The following is a 16,210-nucleotide window of genomic DNA, read 5'->3' as shown; positions in this document are numbered from 1 at the left end:
AAAGAGAAGATCAGAACGTGATGCGCGCGGTCCCGCTAATCCGGCGATCGTTCAGCTGCACGTCGCGCGGCCGCGTCTCGACGCCGAAATAGGTCGCGCGACGAGTGTCGAGCAGGTTGGTACCATCGACGCCCAGCGAGAAGTGATCGGTGACGTTGTAGTTCACCGACGCATCGAGCTGACCAAAGCCCTTGTTGATCACGGGGAGCGATCCGGTGCCGTTGCCGGCGGTCGTGATCACGTATTTGCTGCGCCAGTTATACGCCGCACGCGCGGACAGCTTGCCCTTCTCGTAGATGCCGACGAGGTTGTAGCTGTACTTCGACAGCAGTTCGAGCGGCACCGAAACGGCATTGCCCGACGTATCGGCCGCCAGCGGGCTCGGGGCCTTGCTGTCGACATAGGTGAAGTTCGCCTGCACGCCGAAGCCGTCGAGCGGCGCGGGCAGGAAATCGAAGAACTGGTTGTACGCGACCTCGAAGCCCTTGATCGTGCCCTTGTCGCCGTTCGCCGAGGTGGTCACGCGGTAATCGTACGCATTGCCGTTCGGGTAGGTGATCGTCTGGTCGACCGACACGGTCTGGATGAAATTGCGGACCTTCTTGTAGAATACCGCACCGGTCAGCGATCCCGCCTTGGCGAAATACCATTCCAGCGATCCATCGAGCTGATCGGCCTTCAACGGCTTGAGCAACGGATTGCCGAAGGTCGCGGTGTAGGGACCGGAAACGACCGAGCCATCGGCGTTGCGGCCAGGCTCCGAGAACGACACGCTTGCGTTCAGCTGGCTGAAGGTCGGGCGGGCGATCGCCTTCGATGCCGCCACGCGCGCCTGAAGCTTGTCGGTCAGGTGGATGCGGATGTTCGCGCTCGGCAGTACCGACGTGTAGCTCTGATCGTAGCTGACCGGCGTCGTGGTCGGATCGTTGTTGGTGCCGGTGGCCGGATTATACGTGCGGTTCTCGATGAACCCGGACGTGTTCAGCTCGGTCCTGACGACGCGGAGGCCGAGCGTGCCGTCGATCGGGATCGGCAGTGAATTCGCCGCGAACTTGGCGGTCGCATAGCCGGTATAGGTCTTCTGGCTCTGCTCGTTCAGGCTGCTTGGGACATAGGCAACCTTCGAATCGATCTGGAGCTGCTTCAGCGTCGCGTCGTAATCCAGCGTGGTCGCCGCCGGGAACGCAAGGACGTTGCCGAACAGGTCGGCATTGCCGCGGAAGAAATCGCTCAGATTGGCCTGCTCCTGATCGCCATCGCCGATCGCGCGACCGACATACACGAAGCGATAGCCGGCATCCTGCGTGCTGTTCTTGCGATCGGCAAAGCGACCGCCGACCTTGATCGACTGGAGAAAGCCGTCGCCGACCTTGTATTCGACGTCGAGCCGCGCGGTCTTGTCGGTGGCGGTCGAACGATCGATGTGATCGAGATAATAGCCGACGCTATACTGGCTCGGGTCGGTCAGGCTGGTCGCGTTGGTGATGTTGACGACCGGGATCGTCCCAGAAATATCCTGGTACAGCGTCACCGGCGACGACGCGAGCGAGACGATCGAGCGCAGGTTCTTGGTCGTGCCGCGCACATACTGACCATCGGCGGTGATCGTCAGATTCGAGGACGGCGTCCATTTCCCGTTCAGCGAATAATCGGTCGTGATCGAATGCCGCCGGGTCAGGCTGGTGTTCGACGCGGTCGGCACGTTGGCGAAGGTTCCGCTCTGGAAATCGCCATTGGGTGCGTAGGTGAATGCCGCGCCCGCCGCAGGCGTGATCGCATCGCCGCCGGTGTACGCAAAATAGCTATAGTCCTGCCACTGGAACTTATAGTCCGAACGCAGCACTTCGCCGGTGAACTCCAGCGTGCTGGTCGGCCGCCACTGGATGGAGACGTCGGTGCCGAAGCGCCGCCGATCGCCGAGCGTCTGGCCGATGCCGGTACCGTGCGGCAATGTCGTCACCTGACCGGTACGACCGAGCGCCGCCAACGTCGCGGCGTCCGATGCCACGGCCGGGTTCAGCGTGTAGAACGGCTCGGTCGAGATCACGTCCTGGCGGAATGCGGTCTTCTGGTACGCGACGTCGACCAGGATGCCGATCTCGCCGATGCCGGTATCCCAGCGGTCGCTGAGCAAGAGCGAACCCGATGGCTTGCTCTTCTTGTACAGGTCGAAATAGCTGTTGGTGACGCTAGCCGAAGCACGGAAGCCGTCGAAGTCGAACGGTTTGCGCGTGCGCAAGTTGATCGTGCCGCTGATCTGATCTTCGATCATGTCGGCCGCGGGGTTCTTGTAGACGTCGACGCCGGCGAGAAGCTCGGACGGCACATCCTCGAAGCTCAGGCCGTTGCTACCGCTGGCGGTAAAGCTGTCGCGACCATTGATCTCGGTGCGGACCTGCGTCAGGCCGCGGATCGCGACGCTGCTGCCTTCGCCGTAGCTGCGCTGGATCTGGATGCCCGAGATACGCTGCAAGGCTTCCGCGACGTTGCGATCGGGCAGCTTGCCGATGTCTTCGGCGACGATCGAGTCGACAATCTGGTCGGAGTTGCGCTTGATGGCCTGCGCGCTGCGGAGGCTGGCGCGGACGCCGGTCACGACGATGTCCTCGCCGCCGGGGGCCGAGGCCGCCTCGACGGGCTGGCCGGCATCGCCGCTCGGTGCGGTGACCGCACCGGTGGTGGCCTGCGCATCGGGTGTCGCCTGTGGTTCGGCAGCCGGAGCAGCAGCAACGGGAGCAGCAGGCGTCGCATCCTGCGCAGACGCGGCTGGCGTCAGGCTCAGGGCCAGCACGGCGGCGGAGGACCCGGTGAGCAGACGAAGCGCGATCTCGCGCTGCGAACGGACGAACATGACAAACCCTTTCAACACATCGATTGACCACGCCACGCTGCTGTGTCGCCGCCGATTGCTTCCCGGGGCAGTTGCGTTCCGGGTACGCGGAATCCCGCGTCAAGTTTCGATGGTACGGCTCGGATCAACGACCCTGCCCGTTCCCTCCTTCGACCTCTTGAGCTAGCGTTAGCGCTAACGGCCTTGATTTGTCATATCACGAAGTTTGCGGTTGTGAAGAGGGATTCCTCTCGGGATATTCGCCTCGGATAGAGTATAGCGTCGATGGTAGCCGTAACTTTTGGTTATAATAGATTAAACTCCGTCACCTTCGGAGATTGTCGGACATGAAACGGTTTGGGAAACGGCAGCATATGATCAAAACACGATTGCTACGTGCGGTATGCGGGCCGTTGCTCGCGGGCTGCGCGCTGCAGCCCGGTATCGCGCAAACCCGGATTGCGGGCGATCCTTACACCGGCGATCCGGTCGGGATCGTCGCGGATCCCTGCCCGATCCACCCCCGGCCGACCGACGGCGCCGGCTGGGAGCAGTGGAAACTGCACATGCTAACGCGCGATTTCGCCCAGCTCTGCCGCTACGCCGCGCAGAACGCAGCGCTGCTCGGCTCGGGTGAGAAGGTCCGTGTCGTCTTCATGGGCGATTCGATCACCGACAACTGGATCGGCGCGGATGCCGCATTGTTCACCGGCGGCCTCGTCGATCGTGGGATCAGCGGGCAGACCACGCCGCAGATGCTGGTCCGCTTCCGCGCCGACGTGCTCGGGCTGAAACCGCGCGCGGTCCACATTATGGCGGGCACCAACGATATCGCGGGCAATACCGGCGCGGCGACGATCGAGACCGTGCAGGGCAATATCATGACGATGGCCGAACTCGCGCGCGCGCACGGCATCAAGGTGATCCTCGCCTCGATTCCCCCCGCCGCCGCGTTCCCCTGGAGCCCGGCGATGAAACCCGCGCCGCAGATCGTCGCGTTCAACACGTGGCTGCGCGGTTATGCAGCGAAGAACGGCTTCACCTATGTCGACTATCACGCCGCGCTTGCAGGCCCCGATGGCGGCATGAGGCCCGGCTACGCGACCGACGGTGTCCACCCGACTCCGCAAGGCTATGCCGTGATGAAGCCGCTCGCACTCGCCGCGATCGCTAAAACCCTCGGCCGATAAGGACAGAAGATGGATTTCAACAGGCGGTCGATTCTCGCCGGCATGGCGGCGCTCGGTGCGGCGCGGGGTGCGGTTGCGCAAAGCCCGATGGGACTCTCCGCCGGGCCGGTGAAGCCCGAATGGTCTTCGCTGGTCGGCGCGTATCGCTACCCCGACTGGTTCCGCGACGCGAAGCTCGGGCTATGGTCGCATTGGGGGCCGCAGGCGGTGCCCGAGCAAGGCGATTGGTATGGCCGCTTCCTGTATATGCAGAGTCATCCGATGTACGAGCATCACCTCAAGACGTACGGCCACCCGTCTAAGACCGGTATGATGGACATCATGAACCGCTGGACCGCGGACCGCTGGGATGCCGACGCGCTGATCGAACGCTACAAGAAGGCTGGCGCGAAATACTTCATGTCGCTCGCCTGCCATCACGACAATCTCGACTGCTACGACAGCCGTTATCATGCGTGGAACACGCTGCGTGTCGGCCCGAAGCGCGACGTCGTCGGTATCTGGGAAAAGGCGGCGCGGAAGGCGGGGCTGAAGTTCGGCGTGTCGAACCATGCCGCGCACGCGTGGCACTGGTATCAGACGGGATACGCCTATGATCCAACCGGGCCGTTGAAGGGCGTCCGCTACGACGCGTCGACGCTCCGGAAAGCGGACGGCGCGGGCAAATGGTGGGACGGCCTCGACCCGCAGCATCTCTACACCGGCGCGCACATGGCCGCGCCGGACGGCATCGACAGCATCGCTGCGATGAACGACTGGCACGACAAGAACGACGGCCAGTGGATGGAGCACGGCCCCAAGGACGCGCCCGGCTATGCGGCGAAGTGGCTGCTCCGCCAGACCGACCTGATCGACAAGTACAAGCCGGACATGGTCTATTTCGACGATTACGAACTGCCGTTCGGGCCGATCGGGCTGGAATCCGCCGCGGACTATTACAACCGCTCGATCGCATGGCATGGCAAGATCGACGTCGTCCTCACCGCCAAGAAGATCCAGCCGGGGCACCGCTTCGGCTTGGTCGAGGACGTCGAGCGCGGCTATACCGACCATGTCTGGGACGAGCCGTGGCAGACCGACACCTGCCTCGGCGACTGGTTCTACAATGTCGCCCGCCTCCGCGACAAAAGCTACAAGAGCGCGCCCGAGGTGATCCAGCGGCTCGCCGACGTGGTGTCGAAGAACGGCAACCTGCTGCTGTCGGTGCCGCAGCCGGGCGACGGCTCGATCGACAGCGAGGTCGAGCATATTCTCGACGGCATGACCGACTGGGTGGCGATCAACGGCGAAGCGATCTTCGGCTCGCGACCGTGGCGGCGCTACGGCGAGGGGCCGACGATCCTGCCGACGGGCATGCAGAACGAGACGGTGAAGCCGTTCACGGCGAAGGACGTCCGCTTCACGACCAACAAGGGCGCGCTGTACGCGGTGTTCCTCGGTTGGCCCGAGGGTGCGGCGACGATCGGCTCGCTGGCGCGGACGGTGAATGCCGGCGTGGTCGAGCGGGTGACGCTGCTCGGCGGCGGCGTGATCGCGCATCGGCAGGATGCGAAGGGGCTGCATGTGACGATGCCGCCGAATACGCGCGGGCGGTTCGTGCCGGTGCTAAAGCTGGAGGGGCGTGGGCTCGTCTAGGCTAGCCGCCCGCCAAATTGACGAGATACCATTCCAACAAAACCCCCCACCCCGGCAAAGGCCGGGGCCCAGTTGGAAAGGTCGCAGTAACGAAGCGATTGGTATTGTTACCGCCGTCCCCCAACTGGGCCCCGGCCTTCGCCGGGGTGGGGGTGTTCTCGTGATAAGAGGGTGTTTTTCAGAGCGCCTGTCCCCTCCCCCGTCCTGCCCGGCTCATTCCGGCATCCACCGCGCCGCACACCCCACGAACCGTAAGAGCATCTGACGCTAGTTCCCCCGCGAAAGCGGGGGCCCAGGGTTACGAGCAATGGCGTACGTAGCTCTCACACCCCGCCTTCGTGAAAGAACGGGAAGTGGCAGGGCAGTCTTACCATGCTCCGACTGAGCTTCGGTCCGCGGCACCCTGGCTGCCGGAACAAGCCCGGCATGACGGAGGGGCCCCAACCGCCCCGCCCCGCCCAGCCCTTACTTACCAGGCCGCTTCACCTCCACCGCAGTTCCACGATACGTCACCGTCGCATCGCCCGCCCCATCGAGATCGAGCGGACGCCCGGCCGTCATCCACCGAACCCGAACCGTCCGGCTGGCGGGCATGGCCTTATACCCCTGCCCTTCACGCGCGCCGAGCGTCACGACGCCGGTCGCGTCGTCGTACGTAACCGGAATCCGGCTGTACGCGCCACCGCGATACTGCTCGCTGGTGCCGTCATCCTCGTACAGTCCGAAGCTGCCGTTCGCCCCGGTGTAGACCGACAGCGTCAGCGGCGCGTCGGACTTCTGGTCGACATATTGCGTGACCGGCCCCATCGGCACGATCGCGCCCGCCTTCACGAACAGCGGCATCCGCTCGAACGGCGCGGCCACCGTAACCGTCTGCCCGCCGCGATACACCTGACCGGTCTGGAAATCATACCAGCTGGCAGTCCCTGCCGGCAGGTACACCGCGCGTGACCGTGCCTTGTACTCGGTTACCGGCGCGACGAGGAAGCTGTCGCCGAACAGATATTCGTCGTTCACCTTCCGCGCCTGCACGTCGTTCGGATAGTCCATCACGAGGCCGCGCATGATGCTGCCGTCCTTGAACCACGTGTCCGCCGCGACCGTGTAGATATACGGCATCAGGCGGTAACGAAGCTGGTCGTACCACACCATCGAGTTGCGCATCGGCGAACCCTCGGGCGAAATCTCGTAGATCTCGCGGAACGGCGCCTCGCCGTGACTGCGGAACAGCGGGCTGAACGCGCCGAACTGGAACCAGCGCAGGTTCAGCTCACGCCACTCGTCGAGGTTCGCCGCGGTGGGCGTCTTGGTCGAATAGCGATCCTCCAGCGCGAACCCACCGATGTCGTGCGTCCAGTTCGGGATGCCCGACATCGAGATGTTCACGCCCGCCGAGATCTGCGCGCGCAGATCGTACCAGCGGCTCGCGACGTCGCCGGACCACACCGCAGCACCCTCGCGCTGCAACCCGCCGAACCCCGACCGCGTCAGGATGAACGGCCGCACGTCGGGCTTGTACTGCCGCCAGCCGTCATAGACCGCGCCGACATGCACCAGCGGATAGCTGTTGAAATACTGCGCGCCCGGCCCTGCCGCGGTCGGGCCCATCGTCGCGATCCGCTCGGGGATCGACAGGTTCGAGTGGATGTCGGGCTCGCTCGCATCGAGCCACCATGCGTCCGTGCCGAGCTTCGCAAGGCTGTCCTTGATCTGCCGCCAGTAAATCGTCCGCGCCTCGGGCGCATAGGGATCGTAATCGGTGTTCGCGTAGCCCTTGCCGACCCAGTCCATGTTCTTGACGTCGAGATTGTTGCGATAGGTATAGCCCTTCGCAGCAAGCTCCTTGTAGTTCTCGGTCGTCGGATAGAATTTCGGCCACACCGAGATCATGAAGCGCGCGTTCATGTCGTGGATCTTGTCGACCATCTTCTGCGGCTCGGGGAAGCGCGCCTTGTCGAACTCATGGCTACCCCACGCATTCTCGGGCCAGTAGAACCAGTCCTGGACGATGTTATCGAGCGGGATCTTCAGGTCGCGATACTTCTTGACGACGTCAACGACCTCATCTTGCGTATTGTACCGCTGGCGCGACTGCCAGAAGCCGTACGCCCATTTCGGCATCATCACGGCCTTGCCCGTCAGCGAGCGATAGCCCGCGACGACATCGTCCATGTCCTTGCCGGGCACGTACCAATAGTTGACCGACTTCGCGATATCGCTGGTGAACCACACCGAATGCCGATCGGGCGCGGCGAGCGGATTGTTGTGGAGCAGCGCGATGTAGCCTGCGTTCGGCTCCCACTCGATCCGCACCTTGACCTGCTTGCCCTTGGTCATCGGCAGGTCGAAGTTCGCGTACCAGGGGTTCCAGTTCTGGCGCCAGCGGTTCAGCACTTCCTTGCCGTCCGCGAACACCTTGAAATAGCTCGATCCGTAGAGCTGGAACTTGTGCACGCCGCTGACGTCGGGCGTCACGTCGCCGGTCCACACCACTTTCTGTGTCTCGACCGCGTTGCCCGCAGTATTCTGGCCGCCGGTCGCGGCGACCGTCTGCGCCTTGGCGGCGGCGGGCCACTTCGCCTGATCCTTGATATACTGATAGTTGATCGACGCTTCCTGCTGCGTCACCGCCAGCCGATCGCCCAGATAATATTGCGCGGTGAAGCCCGACTTGCCGCCGCTCGTGACCTTCAGGCCATCGGTGCCGACCAACGAATAGGGGCGCGGATTGCCGAAGCGGGTGATGCCGTCGTTATCCCACAACAGGCCGTAGTTGCGCGTCGAGACGACGAACGGGACGGCGATGTCCATGTTGTGCTGCGCGAGTTCGACGTCCTCGCCGTTGTAATCCATCTGCGCGTTCTGGTGCTGGCCGAGCCCGTACAGCCCCTCGTCGGTACCGCGATTGAACTGCTGCGAGGCGACGACGAACGGCTTGCCGTCGGCTTGGGTCTTGGCGAACGCAGGCGCGGCCGCCTGATCGAGCACGACCTTCCCGGCCTTGTCGAGAAAGCGGACGCGGCCAGTCTTCAGATCGACCTCGGCTGTATCACGCGCGGTCGCGACCAGCACGCGCTTGCCCGCTCGTGTGACGGTGTACTCGCCCGCGATGGGCGGCGTCGGTACCATCAGGCTGGGCGCAGTAGTCACGCGCGTCGGGCTGGCGACAACGTGGATGATCCCGTCACCATGCACCGTCAACTCGACCCAGCCCGCCGGACCGCTCGACGGCACGACGCCGATCCCGTTGGCGATCGTCTCGAAACCGCCCTTGGCCGTCTGCGCTTGCGCAACCGCCGGGGTGAGTGCGCTGCCAGCCAACAGCAGCGCGAAACCGAATGCCTTCATCGTCTTCATTCCTTGATATCGGTCGAGCGCGCGGCTCTTACTTGTAGCTGCCCATGGTCACCTTAAGAATGACCGGCGTTATGAGGTTGATACCGTAGTCGGTCTGGTCGCCGTTCCAGACGCGGCTCATGACCCAGCGCCCGTCGACCACGTGGCCTTCCTCGACACGGAATACAGAGCCGTTCTTGGGACCGTCCTTCCCCGTGCCGAAGTTCAGGCGGACATGATCGCCGACCACGAGGAACTCGTTGGGGGACAGCTGCGCGACCGCGACGCCGCCGACCGCTTCCTTCGCCCAGGCGGGCGGCTCGGACTTGATCCAGGTCCAGTCCTTCTGCCCGAACTGCCATTCGCCATAGCTCGTGGCGATCGTCCAGTGGCCCATCGTCGTCGTCTGACTGGCCCCGTCATCCGGCTTGGCCGCCCCCCAGGTCGGATGTTCATAGGCGATCTTCGCCCAGTCACGCGCCATCGACGACAGCACACCGTATTTGGCCCCGATCGCGTCGACGGTCTCGGCGTCGAGCGCCTTGGCCCCGAGCGGATAATTGAAATACCCGGTGTCATCCATGCCGAATGGCGCGTAGCCGATTGCGCCGTGTCCGAGCGCCACCCAAAAGAAACGCGCAAATTCCTTCGCGTTGCCGATCTCGGGCACCATCAGCGCGTTGTCCGGCCGCGCATAGGCGTCGAGGTAGAGCGCGACGTGGCCCGCATCGCGGTCGTAGATATCGGGCGCGGCGAAATCGATCGCGGGGGCCGCCGCCTTCCAGATATCGAGCACGTCCTGCTGCGGACCGCCGCTCGCGACGCCGGTCGGATCGGGGACGTTCGACGGCCCGGCGAGCGATGCGTTGACGTACATCGGCAACGGCTTGATCGCCTTGCCCGCCGCCGCGATCTCATCGACGAACCGCGCGGTATGCCAGGTGTTGAACGCGCGATCCGCCTGCGCACCGAACATCTGCGTCCAGCTTCCGCCCGGCTTCTTCAACGCCTTCGCCAGTTCGGCAGGCACGGGTTTCGCGAACACCGCATTGGCCTGCGGACCGTAATCGCGTGGCGAACGATAGCTGCCGACCTCGTTCTCGGGCTGTACCATGATCACCGTGTTCTGCGGGTCATGCGCCTTGAGGTATTTCATCACCTCGACGAACGCACGCTTGTCCGCCTCCAGCGTCGCGCGGAACATCGGCGAATGGACATAATGGTCGGTGCCGTCCTTCGCCTTCATCCGCGGAAAGCGCTTGTTGTCGGCCTTGAACCAGTCCGGCGTGTAGCCCGGCGAGGTGTTCTTCCACGTCCCGAACCAGAGCAGCACGACCCGCTTGTCATGCACGCGCGCCTGATCGAGCAACGTCTGCAGGAACGAGAGATCGAACGTGCCCTCGACCGGCTCGACCTGCTGCCACGCGATCGGGATCTCCACCGTGTTCGCGTGGATCCGGTCGAGCAGCGGCCACACCTGCGGCAAGGCCGACGCATAATTGCTGCTGTTGTTGACCTGCCCCGCGAGCATCAGGAACGGCGCACCGTCGACCATCAGCGCATGCCGGCCGTTCTTCGTCACCAGACGTGGAACCTCGGTGGTGGTCTGCGCAGTCGCGACGCTGGAAATCAGCGACGCCGACAGCGCCAGCCCGGCGAGCACGCTCTTCATACGAACCATCTTCAATCCTTTTGCGCAGAAGCGCGGTCGGCACAGCCGATCCCCCGCCCCTCGGTATCGGTGCCGATATACACGCGATAATTGCCCGCGAAGCCGTCGCGGACGGTGCAGAATGATATCGCTATCATCAAAATTCGAGCGTTGCCGGCTTCGAGCTGCACATGGCGATCATCATCCTCTCCCAGTTCCCCGCCCAGCTGCTCATAGCAACGGTGTCCGTGCTCTTCGCACATATCATTTGTAAGATTAATGTCGTTCATTTACGGTTTGCGCAAGCCCGATCGACATCAGCTTCGCGCAACGGGATGCCACATTGGGGACTTGACGCTGTCGCTGCGCAGCATACGGTACCGCTAACAAACCTGGAGGGGATTACATCGTGGAGATCGCATTCGCATCGGCATGGGCCTTGCCCGCCGATTGGGAACAGGCGGCGTTGCTCGGCCGAATCGACTTGGGCGACGGGCCGACCCCGGTCATCGTCCGCGGCGGCCGCGTGTATGATATGTCGTACGTCGCGCCGACTGTCGCCGATCTGATCGCGAGCGGCAAGTTCGATACTGCTGCCGGCACCGATCTCGGCCATCTCGACGACCTTTCGCTCTCACCCGATGCCACCGCGGACGTCCGCCTGCTGAGCCCGATCGACCTCCAGTGCGTCAAGGCTTCCGGCGTCACCTTCGCCGTCTCCGCGCTCGAACGCGTGATCGAGGAACGCGCACGCGGCGATGCGTCGGCGGCGGTCGCCGTCCGCGCCCGGCTCGAAGAACGTGTCGGTGGCAGCATCCGCTCGGTCGTACCGGGCTCGCCCGAAGCCGCCGCGCTGAAGGCTGCGTTGATCGAAGACGGCATGTGGTCGCAATATCTCGAAGTCGCGATCGGCCCCGACGCGGAGATCTTCACCAAGAGCCCGACGCTTTCCACGATCGGCTGGGGTGGCGAGATCGGCATCCGATCCGACTCCACCTGGAACAACCCGGAGCCCGAAGTCGTCCTGATCGTCGACCGCACCGGCAAGACGGTCGGCGCGGCGCTCGGCAACGACGTCAATTTGCGCGATTTCGAGGGGCGCTCGGCGCTCCTGCTCGGCAAGGCGAAGGACAATAACGCGTCCTGCTCGATCGGCCCGTTCATCCGGCTGTTCGACGATAATTTCGGCATGGACGACGTTCGCGCCGCGCAGATCGCGCTGACGATCGAGGGCGCCGAGGGCTATCGGCTCGACGGCAGCAGTTCGATGGACCAGATCAGCCGCGATCCCGAGGAGCTCGTCCGCCAGGCGATGAGCGAGCATCAATATCCCGACGGCTTCGTGCTGTTCCTCGGCACGCTGTTCGCGCCGACGCAGGACCGCGACGAGCCCGGTCGCGGTTTCACGCATGCGGTCGGCGACGTCGTCACGATCTCCAATCCGAAGCTCGGTGCGCTCGTCAATCCGGTGACGACGTCGAAGGACGCGGCACCGTGGGAGTACGGCATCGGCGATCTCATGCGCAATCTGGCAGGCCGGGGCCTGCTCGCGCCCACCAAGAACCAGGGAGCGTAAGCCCGTGTTGCAGAAGACCCAAGCCGCCGACCAGACGGCGATCTATCCCAGCCTCAAGGGCAAGCGCGTCTTGATCACCGGCGGCGCGTCGGGGATCGGTGCAGGCTTGGTCGAGGCGTTCGCACGGCAGGGCGCGCACGTCGCGTTCGTCGACATGGCCGAGGACGCCGCCAATGCGCTGATCGAAACGCTTGCGCCGGACGTCGCGACCGCGCCGATCTTCGCATCGCTCGACCTGCGCGATATCGACGCCCTGAAAACGACGATCGCCGGAATCGAAGAGCGGCTCGGCGGGATCGACATCCTGATCAACAACGCCGCCAACGACGATCGCCACAGCATCGAAGAGGTCACGCCGGCCTATTGGGACGAGCGGATGGCGACCAACCTGCGCCACCTGTTCTTCGCAGGCCAGGCCGTGGTGCCGTCGATGAAGCGCGCCGGCGGCGGCGTGATCCTCAATTTCGGTTCGATCTCCTGGCATCTCGCGCTGCCTGAACTGCTGATCTACCAGACGGCCAAGGCCGGCATCGAGGGCATGACCCGCGCGATGGCCCGCGACCTCGGTGGCGACGGCATTCGCGTGAACACGATCGTCCCCGGCAACGTCGAAACGCCGCGCCAGCTGAAATGGTACACGCCCGAGGGCGAGGCGGAGATCATCGCCGCGCAGTGCCTGAAGACCCGTGTCCAGCCCGCCGACGTCGCCGCGCTGGTGCTGTTCCTCGCGTCGGACGATGCGCGGATGTGCACCGGTCACGATTATTTCGTCGACGCCGGCTGGCGCTGACATGACGAACGAGATCACCGCGGAAAGCGTTTGCGACGTGGGCGCGACGCTCGGCGAAGGCCCGATCTGGATCGCGCGCGACGCCGCACTCTGGTTCGTCGATATCAAGGCACCGTGCGTGCACCGGTTCGATCCGGCGACCGCAACGCTCGACACGTGGGAAGCGCCCGATCAGGTCGGCTGGGTGATCCCCACCGACGATGGCAACTTCCTCGCGGGGGTCCGCGGCGGCCTCCACCGGTTCGATCCGGCAACCGGCGGGTTCGAGCATCTCGCCGCGGTTCACCCAGAAACACCCGGCAACCGCCTCAACGACGCGGCACGCGATCCCTCGGGCCGTGTCTGGTTCGGGACGATGGACAATGCCGAGGCGGACCTCACCGGCCATGTCTATCACTGGCATGACGGCGCGCTGACCAAGACCGACATCCCGCCCGTCGCGATCACCAACGGCCCGGCGATCTCGCCCGATGGCCGCACGCTCTACGCGGTCGACACGCTCGGCAAGACGATCGATGCGTATCCGATCGCCGCCGATGGCACGCTCGGCGCGCCGCGCGTGTTCCTGACGGTCGGGCCGGACGACGGACACCCGGACGGCGCGATCTGCGATTCCGAGGGCGGCGTGTGGGTTGGTTTTTTCGGCGGCTGGGCAGCACGACGCTATGCCGCCGATGGCAGCCTTACCGATGTCGTCCGCTTCCCGGTGGCCAACATCACCAAGATCGCACTCGGCGGTCCCGATGGTCGCACCGCCTATGCGACGACCGCGGCCAAGGGGCTCGACGACGACGCCCGCGCGGCGCAGCCGCTCGCCGGCAATCTCTTCACCTTCCGCGTCGCCGTCCCCGGCGTGCTCGTCGACCCCATCACACTATAATGCGCAAAACGCCGCCAGAGCGTTGCACCAGAGAGGAAAACCAATGACCATTGCGGCAGATTCCGGCCAACACGTGAACCGAGCGCTTATCGCGATGATCGTCATCGTCGCGACGATCGGCGGGTTCATGTTCGGCTATGATTCGGGCGTCATCAACGGCACGCAGGCGGGGCTCGAGAGCACGTTCGCGCTGTCGTCGCTCGGCACCGGCTTCACCGTCGGCGCGATCCTGATCGGCTCGTCGGTCGGTGCGTTCATGGCGGGCAGGCTCGCCGACAATCTCGGCCGCCGCAACGTCATGATGATCGCCGCCGTGCTCTTCATCATCAGCGCTTTGGGTGCGGGCGCAGCGACTTCGGCGACGATGTTCGTGCTCGCCCGCATCATCGGCGGGCTCGGCATCGGTGCCGCCAGCGTGCTCGCGCCGGTCTACATCTCCGAAGTCGTGCCTGCGAACGTTCGCGGCCGGCTGTCGAGCGTGCAGCAGATCATGATCATCACCGGCCTGACCGGTGCGTTCGTCGCCAACTGGTATCTCGCGCGGATCGCCGGCTCGTCGACCGCGCTGTTCTGGCTCGACTATCCGGCATGGCGCTGGATGTTCTGGATGCAGGTCATCCCCGCCGCGATCTATCTCGTGACGCTGTTCCTGATCCCCGAAAGCCCGCGCTTCCTGGTCCTCAAGGGACGCTACGACGAAGCCGAGACCGTCCTTACGCGCCTGTTCGGTGCCACCGAGGCCAAGCGGAAAGTCGCCGAGATCCGCGGTTCGCTGTCGGCCGACGCGCATCGTCCCAAGCTGTCCGACCTGATCGACAAGGCTAGCGGCAAGATCCGCCCGATCGTCTGGACCGGCATCGGCCTTGCGATCTTCCAGCAGTTCGTCGGCATCAACATCGTGTTCTATTACGGTTCGGTGCTGTGGCAGTCGGTCGGCTTCAGCGAGAGCGATGCGCTGCTCATCAACATCCTGTCAGGCTCGCTGTCGATCGTCGCCTGCCTGCTGACGGTCGCCTTGGTCGACAAGGTTGGGCGCAAGCCGCTGTTGCTGATCGGCTCGGCGGGCATGACCGTCACGCTAGCGATCGTCGGCATCTGCTTTGCCAGCGGTGCGATCGTCGAGGGTTCGCTGCGCCTCTCCGACCAGAACGGCCTGATCGCGCTGATCGCGGCCAATGCCTATGTCGTGTTCTTCAACCTGAGCTGGGGCCCGATCATGTGGGTGATGCTCGGCGAGATGTTCCCGACGCAGATCCGCGGTTCGGGTCTGGCCGTCGCGGGCTTCGCACAGTGGTTTGCCAACTTCGCGATCTCGGTCAGCTTCCCGACGATGGCGATCTCGCTCGGCCTGTCGCTCACCTACGGCTTCTACGCGCTGTCGGCCTTCGTCTCGTTCTTCTTCGTGTGGAAGATGGTCTCCGAGACGCGCGGTCGCGAGCTCGAGGACATGGAGGGCTGATGCTCCGCCTCGAAGCGGGCGACTGGAAGGTCGCGTTGCAGCCAGAGTTGGGCGGCACGATTGCCGCCCTCACCTTCCAGGGCCGCGATGTGTTGCGCCCGACGCCGGCGGGCGCGACCAACCCGCTGGAAACCGCGTGCTTCCCGCTCGTGCCCTACGCAAACCGCATCGCCGACGGCCGGTTCCTGTTCGCGGGGGAGTCGTACGCGCTTCCGCGCAACATGGCGGGGCAGGATCATCCTTTGCACGGCGTCGGCTGGCTGCGCGGCTGGGACGTGCAGGCGACGGATGCGGGCTCGGCGGTGCTGGTCCATACGCATGCAGCCGACGCGAACTGGCCGTGGTCCTACCGCGCCGAACAGCATGTCTCGCTCGACGAGTCCGGCCTTCACGTATCGCTGTCGGTCCGGAACACCACTGACCGCGCGATGCCCGCCGGGCTGGGTTTCCATCCCTATTTTCCCGCCGATGCCGACACGCGCCTGAGCTTCGATGCGAAGTCCGTCTGGCTCGCGGACGATGCGATGCTCCCGACCGACCGTGCCGGCGCGAACCAGCTGGCGGATTGGTCGTCGGGCGAGACGGTCGTACGCTCGACCTTGATCGACAACGCCTATGAAGGCTGGAGCAAGGACGCGACGATCGCGACGCGCGACGACACGATCACGCTGACGGGCGAGGGCACGCCCTATCTCCACGTCTTCACGCCGCCGGGGTTAGGGTTCTTTTGCGCCGAACCGGTGAGCGACATGCCCAACGCATTGAACCTGGCGGATCCGACGATCCTGGCGCCGGACGAGACCCGGACGATCGCGATGTCGCTGACGAATGCGCGGGGCTGAACCTAGCGCATCCACCGTCGT

General features: G+C 64.6%; 11 protein-coding genes. 7 read left to right on the top strand and 4 right to left on the bottom strand.

Translation table 11 applies throughout. From position 1 onward, the window contains the following. Positions 1–10: 10 nt before the first annotated feature. Positions 11–2,851, bottom strand: a complete 2,841-nt coding sequence (locus IFR23_RS09835; RefSeq protein ID WP_192975741.1) for a TonB-dependent receptor — start codon at positions 2,849–2,851, stop codon at positions 11–13. Positions 2,852–3,204: 353 nt separating this feature from the next. Between IFR23_RS09835 and IFR23_RS09830 the strand changes: the two genes are divergently transcribed. Both IFR23_RS09830 and IFR23_RS09825 read left to right on the top strand, forming a co-directional pair. Further along, complete coding sequence (locus IFR23_RS09830; protein WP_192975740.1) at positions 3,205–4,020, top strand: SGNH/GDSL hydrolase family protein; 816 nt, start codon at positions 3,205–3,207, stop codon at positions 4,018–4,020. Positions 4,021–4,029: 9 nt separating this feature from the next. Beyond that, complete coding sequence (locus tag IFR23_RS09825) at positions 4,030–5,655, top strand: alpha-L-fucosidase (protein ID WP_192975739.1); 1,626 nt, start codon at positions 4,030–4,032, stop codon at positions 5,653–5,655. Positions 5,656–6,120: 465 nt separating this feature from the next. On the opposite strand, the gene IFR23_RS09820 is transcribed toward IFR23_RS09825, so the two are convergent. The 3 genes from IFR23_RS09820 to IFR23_RS09810 are packed head-to-tail and all read right to left on the bottom strand — an operon-like array spanning position 6,121 to position 10,932. Then, on the bottom strand, positions 6,121–9,012 hold the full coding sequence (locus IFR23_RS09820; RefSeq protein ID WP_244655581.1) for a TIM-barrel domain-containing protein: 2,892 nt from the start codon (positions 9,010–9,012) through the stop codon (positions 6,121–6,123). 28 nt (positions 9,013–9,040) lie between these two features. Then, positions 9,041–10,663 carry a DUF5597 domain-containing protein gene (locus tag IFR23_RS09815; RefSeq protein ID WP_192975926.1) on the bottom strand — a complete coding sequence of 541 codons (1,623 nt, stop codon included), beginning with the start codon at positions 10,661–10,663 and terminating at the stop codon, positions 9,041–9,043. Between the two features lie 11 nt (positions 10,664–10,674). After that, on the bottom strand, positions 10,675–10,932 hold the full coding sequence (locus tag IFR23_RS09810; RefSeq protein WP_192975738.1) for a hypothetical protein: 258 nt from the start codon (positions 10,930–10,932) through the stop codon (positions 10,675–10,677). Positions 10,933–11,048: 116 nt separating this feature from the next. On the opposite strand from IFR23_RS09810, the gene IFR23_RS09805 reads away from it, so the two are divergent. Genes IFR23_RS09805 through IFR23_RS09785 form a run of 5 tightly spaced genes read left to right on the top strand, consistent with a single transcriptional unit; the run spans position 11,049 to position 16,189 of the window. After that, positions 11,049–12,218: a fumarylacetoacetate hydrolase family protein gene (locus IFR23_RS09805; RefSeq protein WP_192975925.1), complete on the top strand. Its 1,170-nt coding sequence runs from the start codon at positions 11,049–11,051 to the stop codon at positions 12,216–12,218. Positions 12,219–12,222: 4 nt separating this feature from the next. Then, positions 12,223–13,008, top strand: coding sequence for an SDR family oxidoreductase (locus tag IFR23_RS09800; RefSeq protein WP_192975737.1), 786 nt, complete (start codon positions 12,223–12,225; stop codon positions 13,006–13,008). Between the two features lies 1 nt (position 13,009). Continuing rightward, positions 13,010–13,888, top strand: coding sequence for an SMP-30/gluconolactonase/LRE family protein (locus IFR23_RS09795; RefSeq protein WP_192975736.1), 879 nt, complete (start codon positions 13,010–13,012; stop codon positions 13,886–13,888). A 43-nt stretch (positions 13,889–13,931) separates the two neighbouring features. Further along, positions 13,932–15,347, top strand: a complete 1,416-nt coding sequence (locus IFR23_RS09790) for a sugar porter family MFS transporter (protein ID WP_181321085.1) — start codon at positions 13,932–13,934, stop codon at positions 15,345–15,347. Next, a complete protein-coding gene (locus tag IFR23_RS09785; RefSeq protein ID WP_192975735.1) occupies positions 15,347–16,189 on the top strand; it encodes an aldose 1-epimerase in 843 nt (280 codons plus the stop codon). The genes IFR23_RS09790 and IFR23_RS09785 overlap by 1 nt, the downstream gene beginning before the upstream one ends. The last annotated feature ends 21 nt before the right edge of the window (positions 16,190–16,210 follow it).

It is taken from the genome of Sphingomonas sp. CFBP 13603 (assembly GCF_014892665.1).
In the GTDB taxonomy this organism is placed as follows: Bacteria; Pseudomonadota; Alphaproteobacteria; order Sphingomonadales; family Sphingomonadaceae; genus Sphingomonas.
Note: the sequence above shows the minus strand (reverse complement) of the source record. Positions and strands in the feature narration are given on the sequence as shown.

What these genes read in the sequence shown, in the direction of transcription:
- IFR23_RS09835 (WP_192975741.1), bottom strand. Translation starts at nt 2,851, where the DNA reads ATGTTCGTCCGTTCGCAGCGCGAGATCGCGCTTCGTCTGCTCACCGGG.
- IFR23_RS09790 (WP_181321085.1), top strand. Translation starts at nt 13,932, where the DNA reads ATGACCATTGCGGCAGATTCCGGCCAACACGTGAACCGAGCGCTTATC.
- IFR23_RS09815 (WP_192975926.1), bottom strand. Translation starts at nt 10,663, where the DNA reads ATGAAGAGCGTGCTCGCCGGGCTGGCGCTGTCGGCGTCGCTGATTTCC.
- IFR23_RS09825 (WP_192975739.1), top strand. Translation starts at nt 4,030, where the DNA reads ATGGATTTCAACAGGCGGTCGATTCTCGCCGGCATGGCGGCGCTCGGT.
- IFR23_RS09830 (WP_192975740.1), top strand. Translation starts at nt 3,205, where the DNA reads ATGATCAAAACACGATTGCTACGTGCGGTATGCGGGCCGTTGCTCGCG.
- IFR23_RS09820 (WP_244655581.1), bottom strand. Translation starts at nt 9,012, where the DNA reads ATGAAGACGATGAAGGCATTCGGTTTCGCGCTGCTGTTGGCTGGCAGC.
- IFR23_RS09795 (WP_192975736.1), top strand. Translation starts at nt 13,010, where the DNA reads ATGACGAACGAGATCACCGCGGAAAGCGTTTGCGACGTGGGCGCGACG.
- IFR23_RS09810 (WP_192975738.1), bottom strand. Translation starts at nt 10,932, where the DNA reads ATGAACGACATTAATCTTACAAATGATATGTGCGAAGAGCACGGACAC.
- IFR23_RS09785 (WP_192975735.1), top strand. Translation starts at nt 15,347, where the DNA reads ATGCTCCGCCTCGAAGCGGGCGACTGGAAGGTCGCGTTGCAGCCAGAG.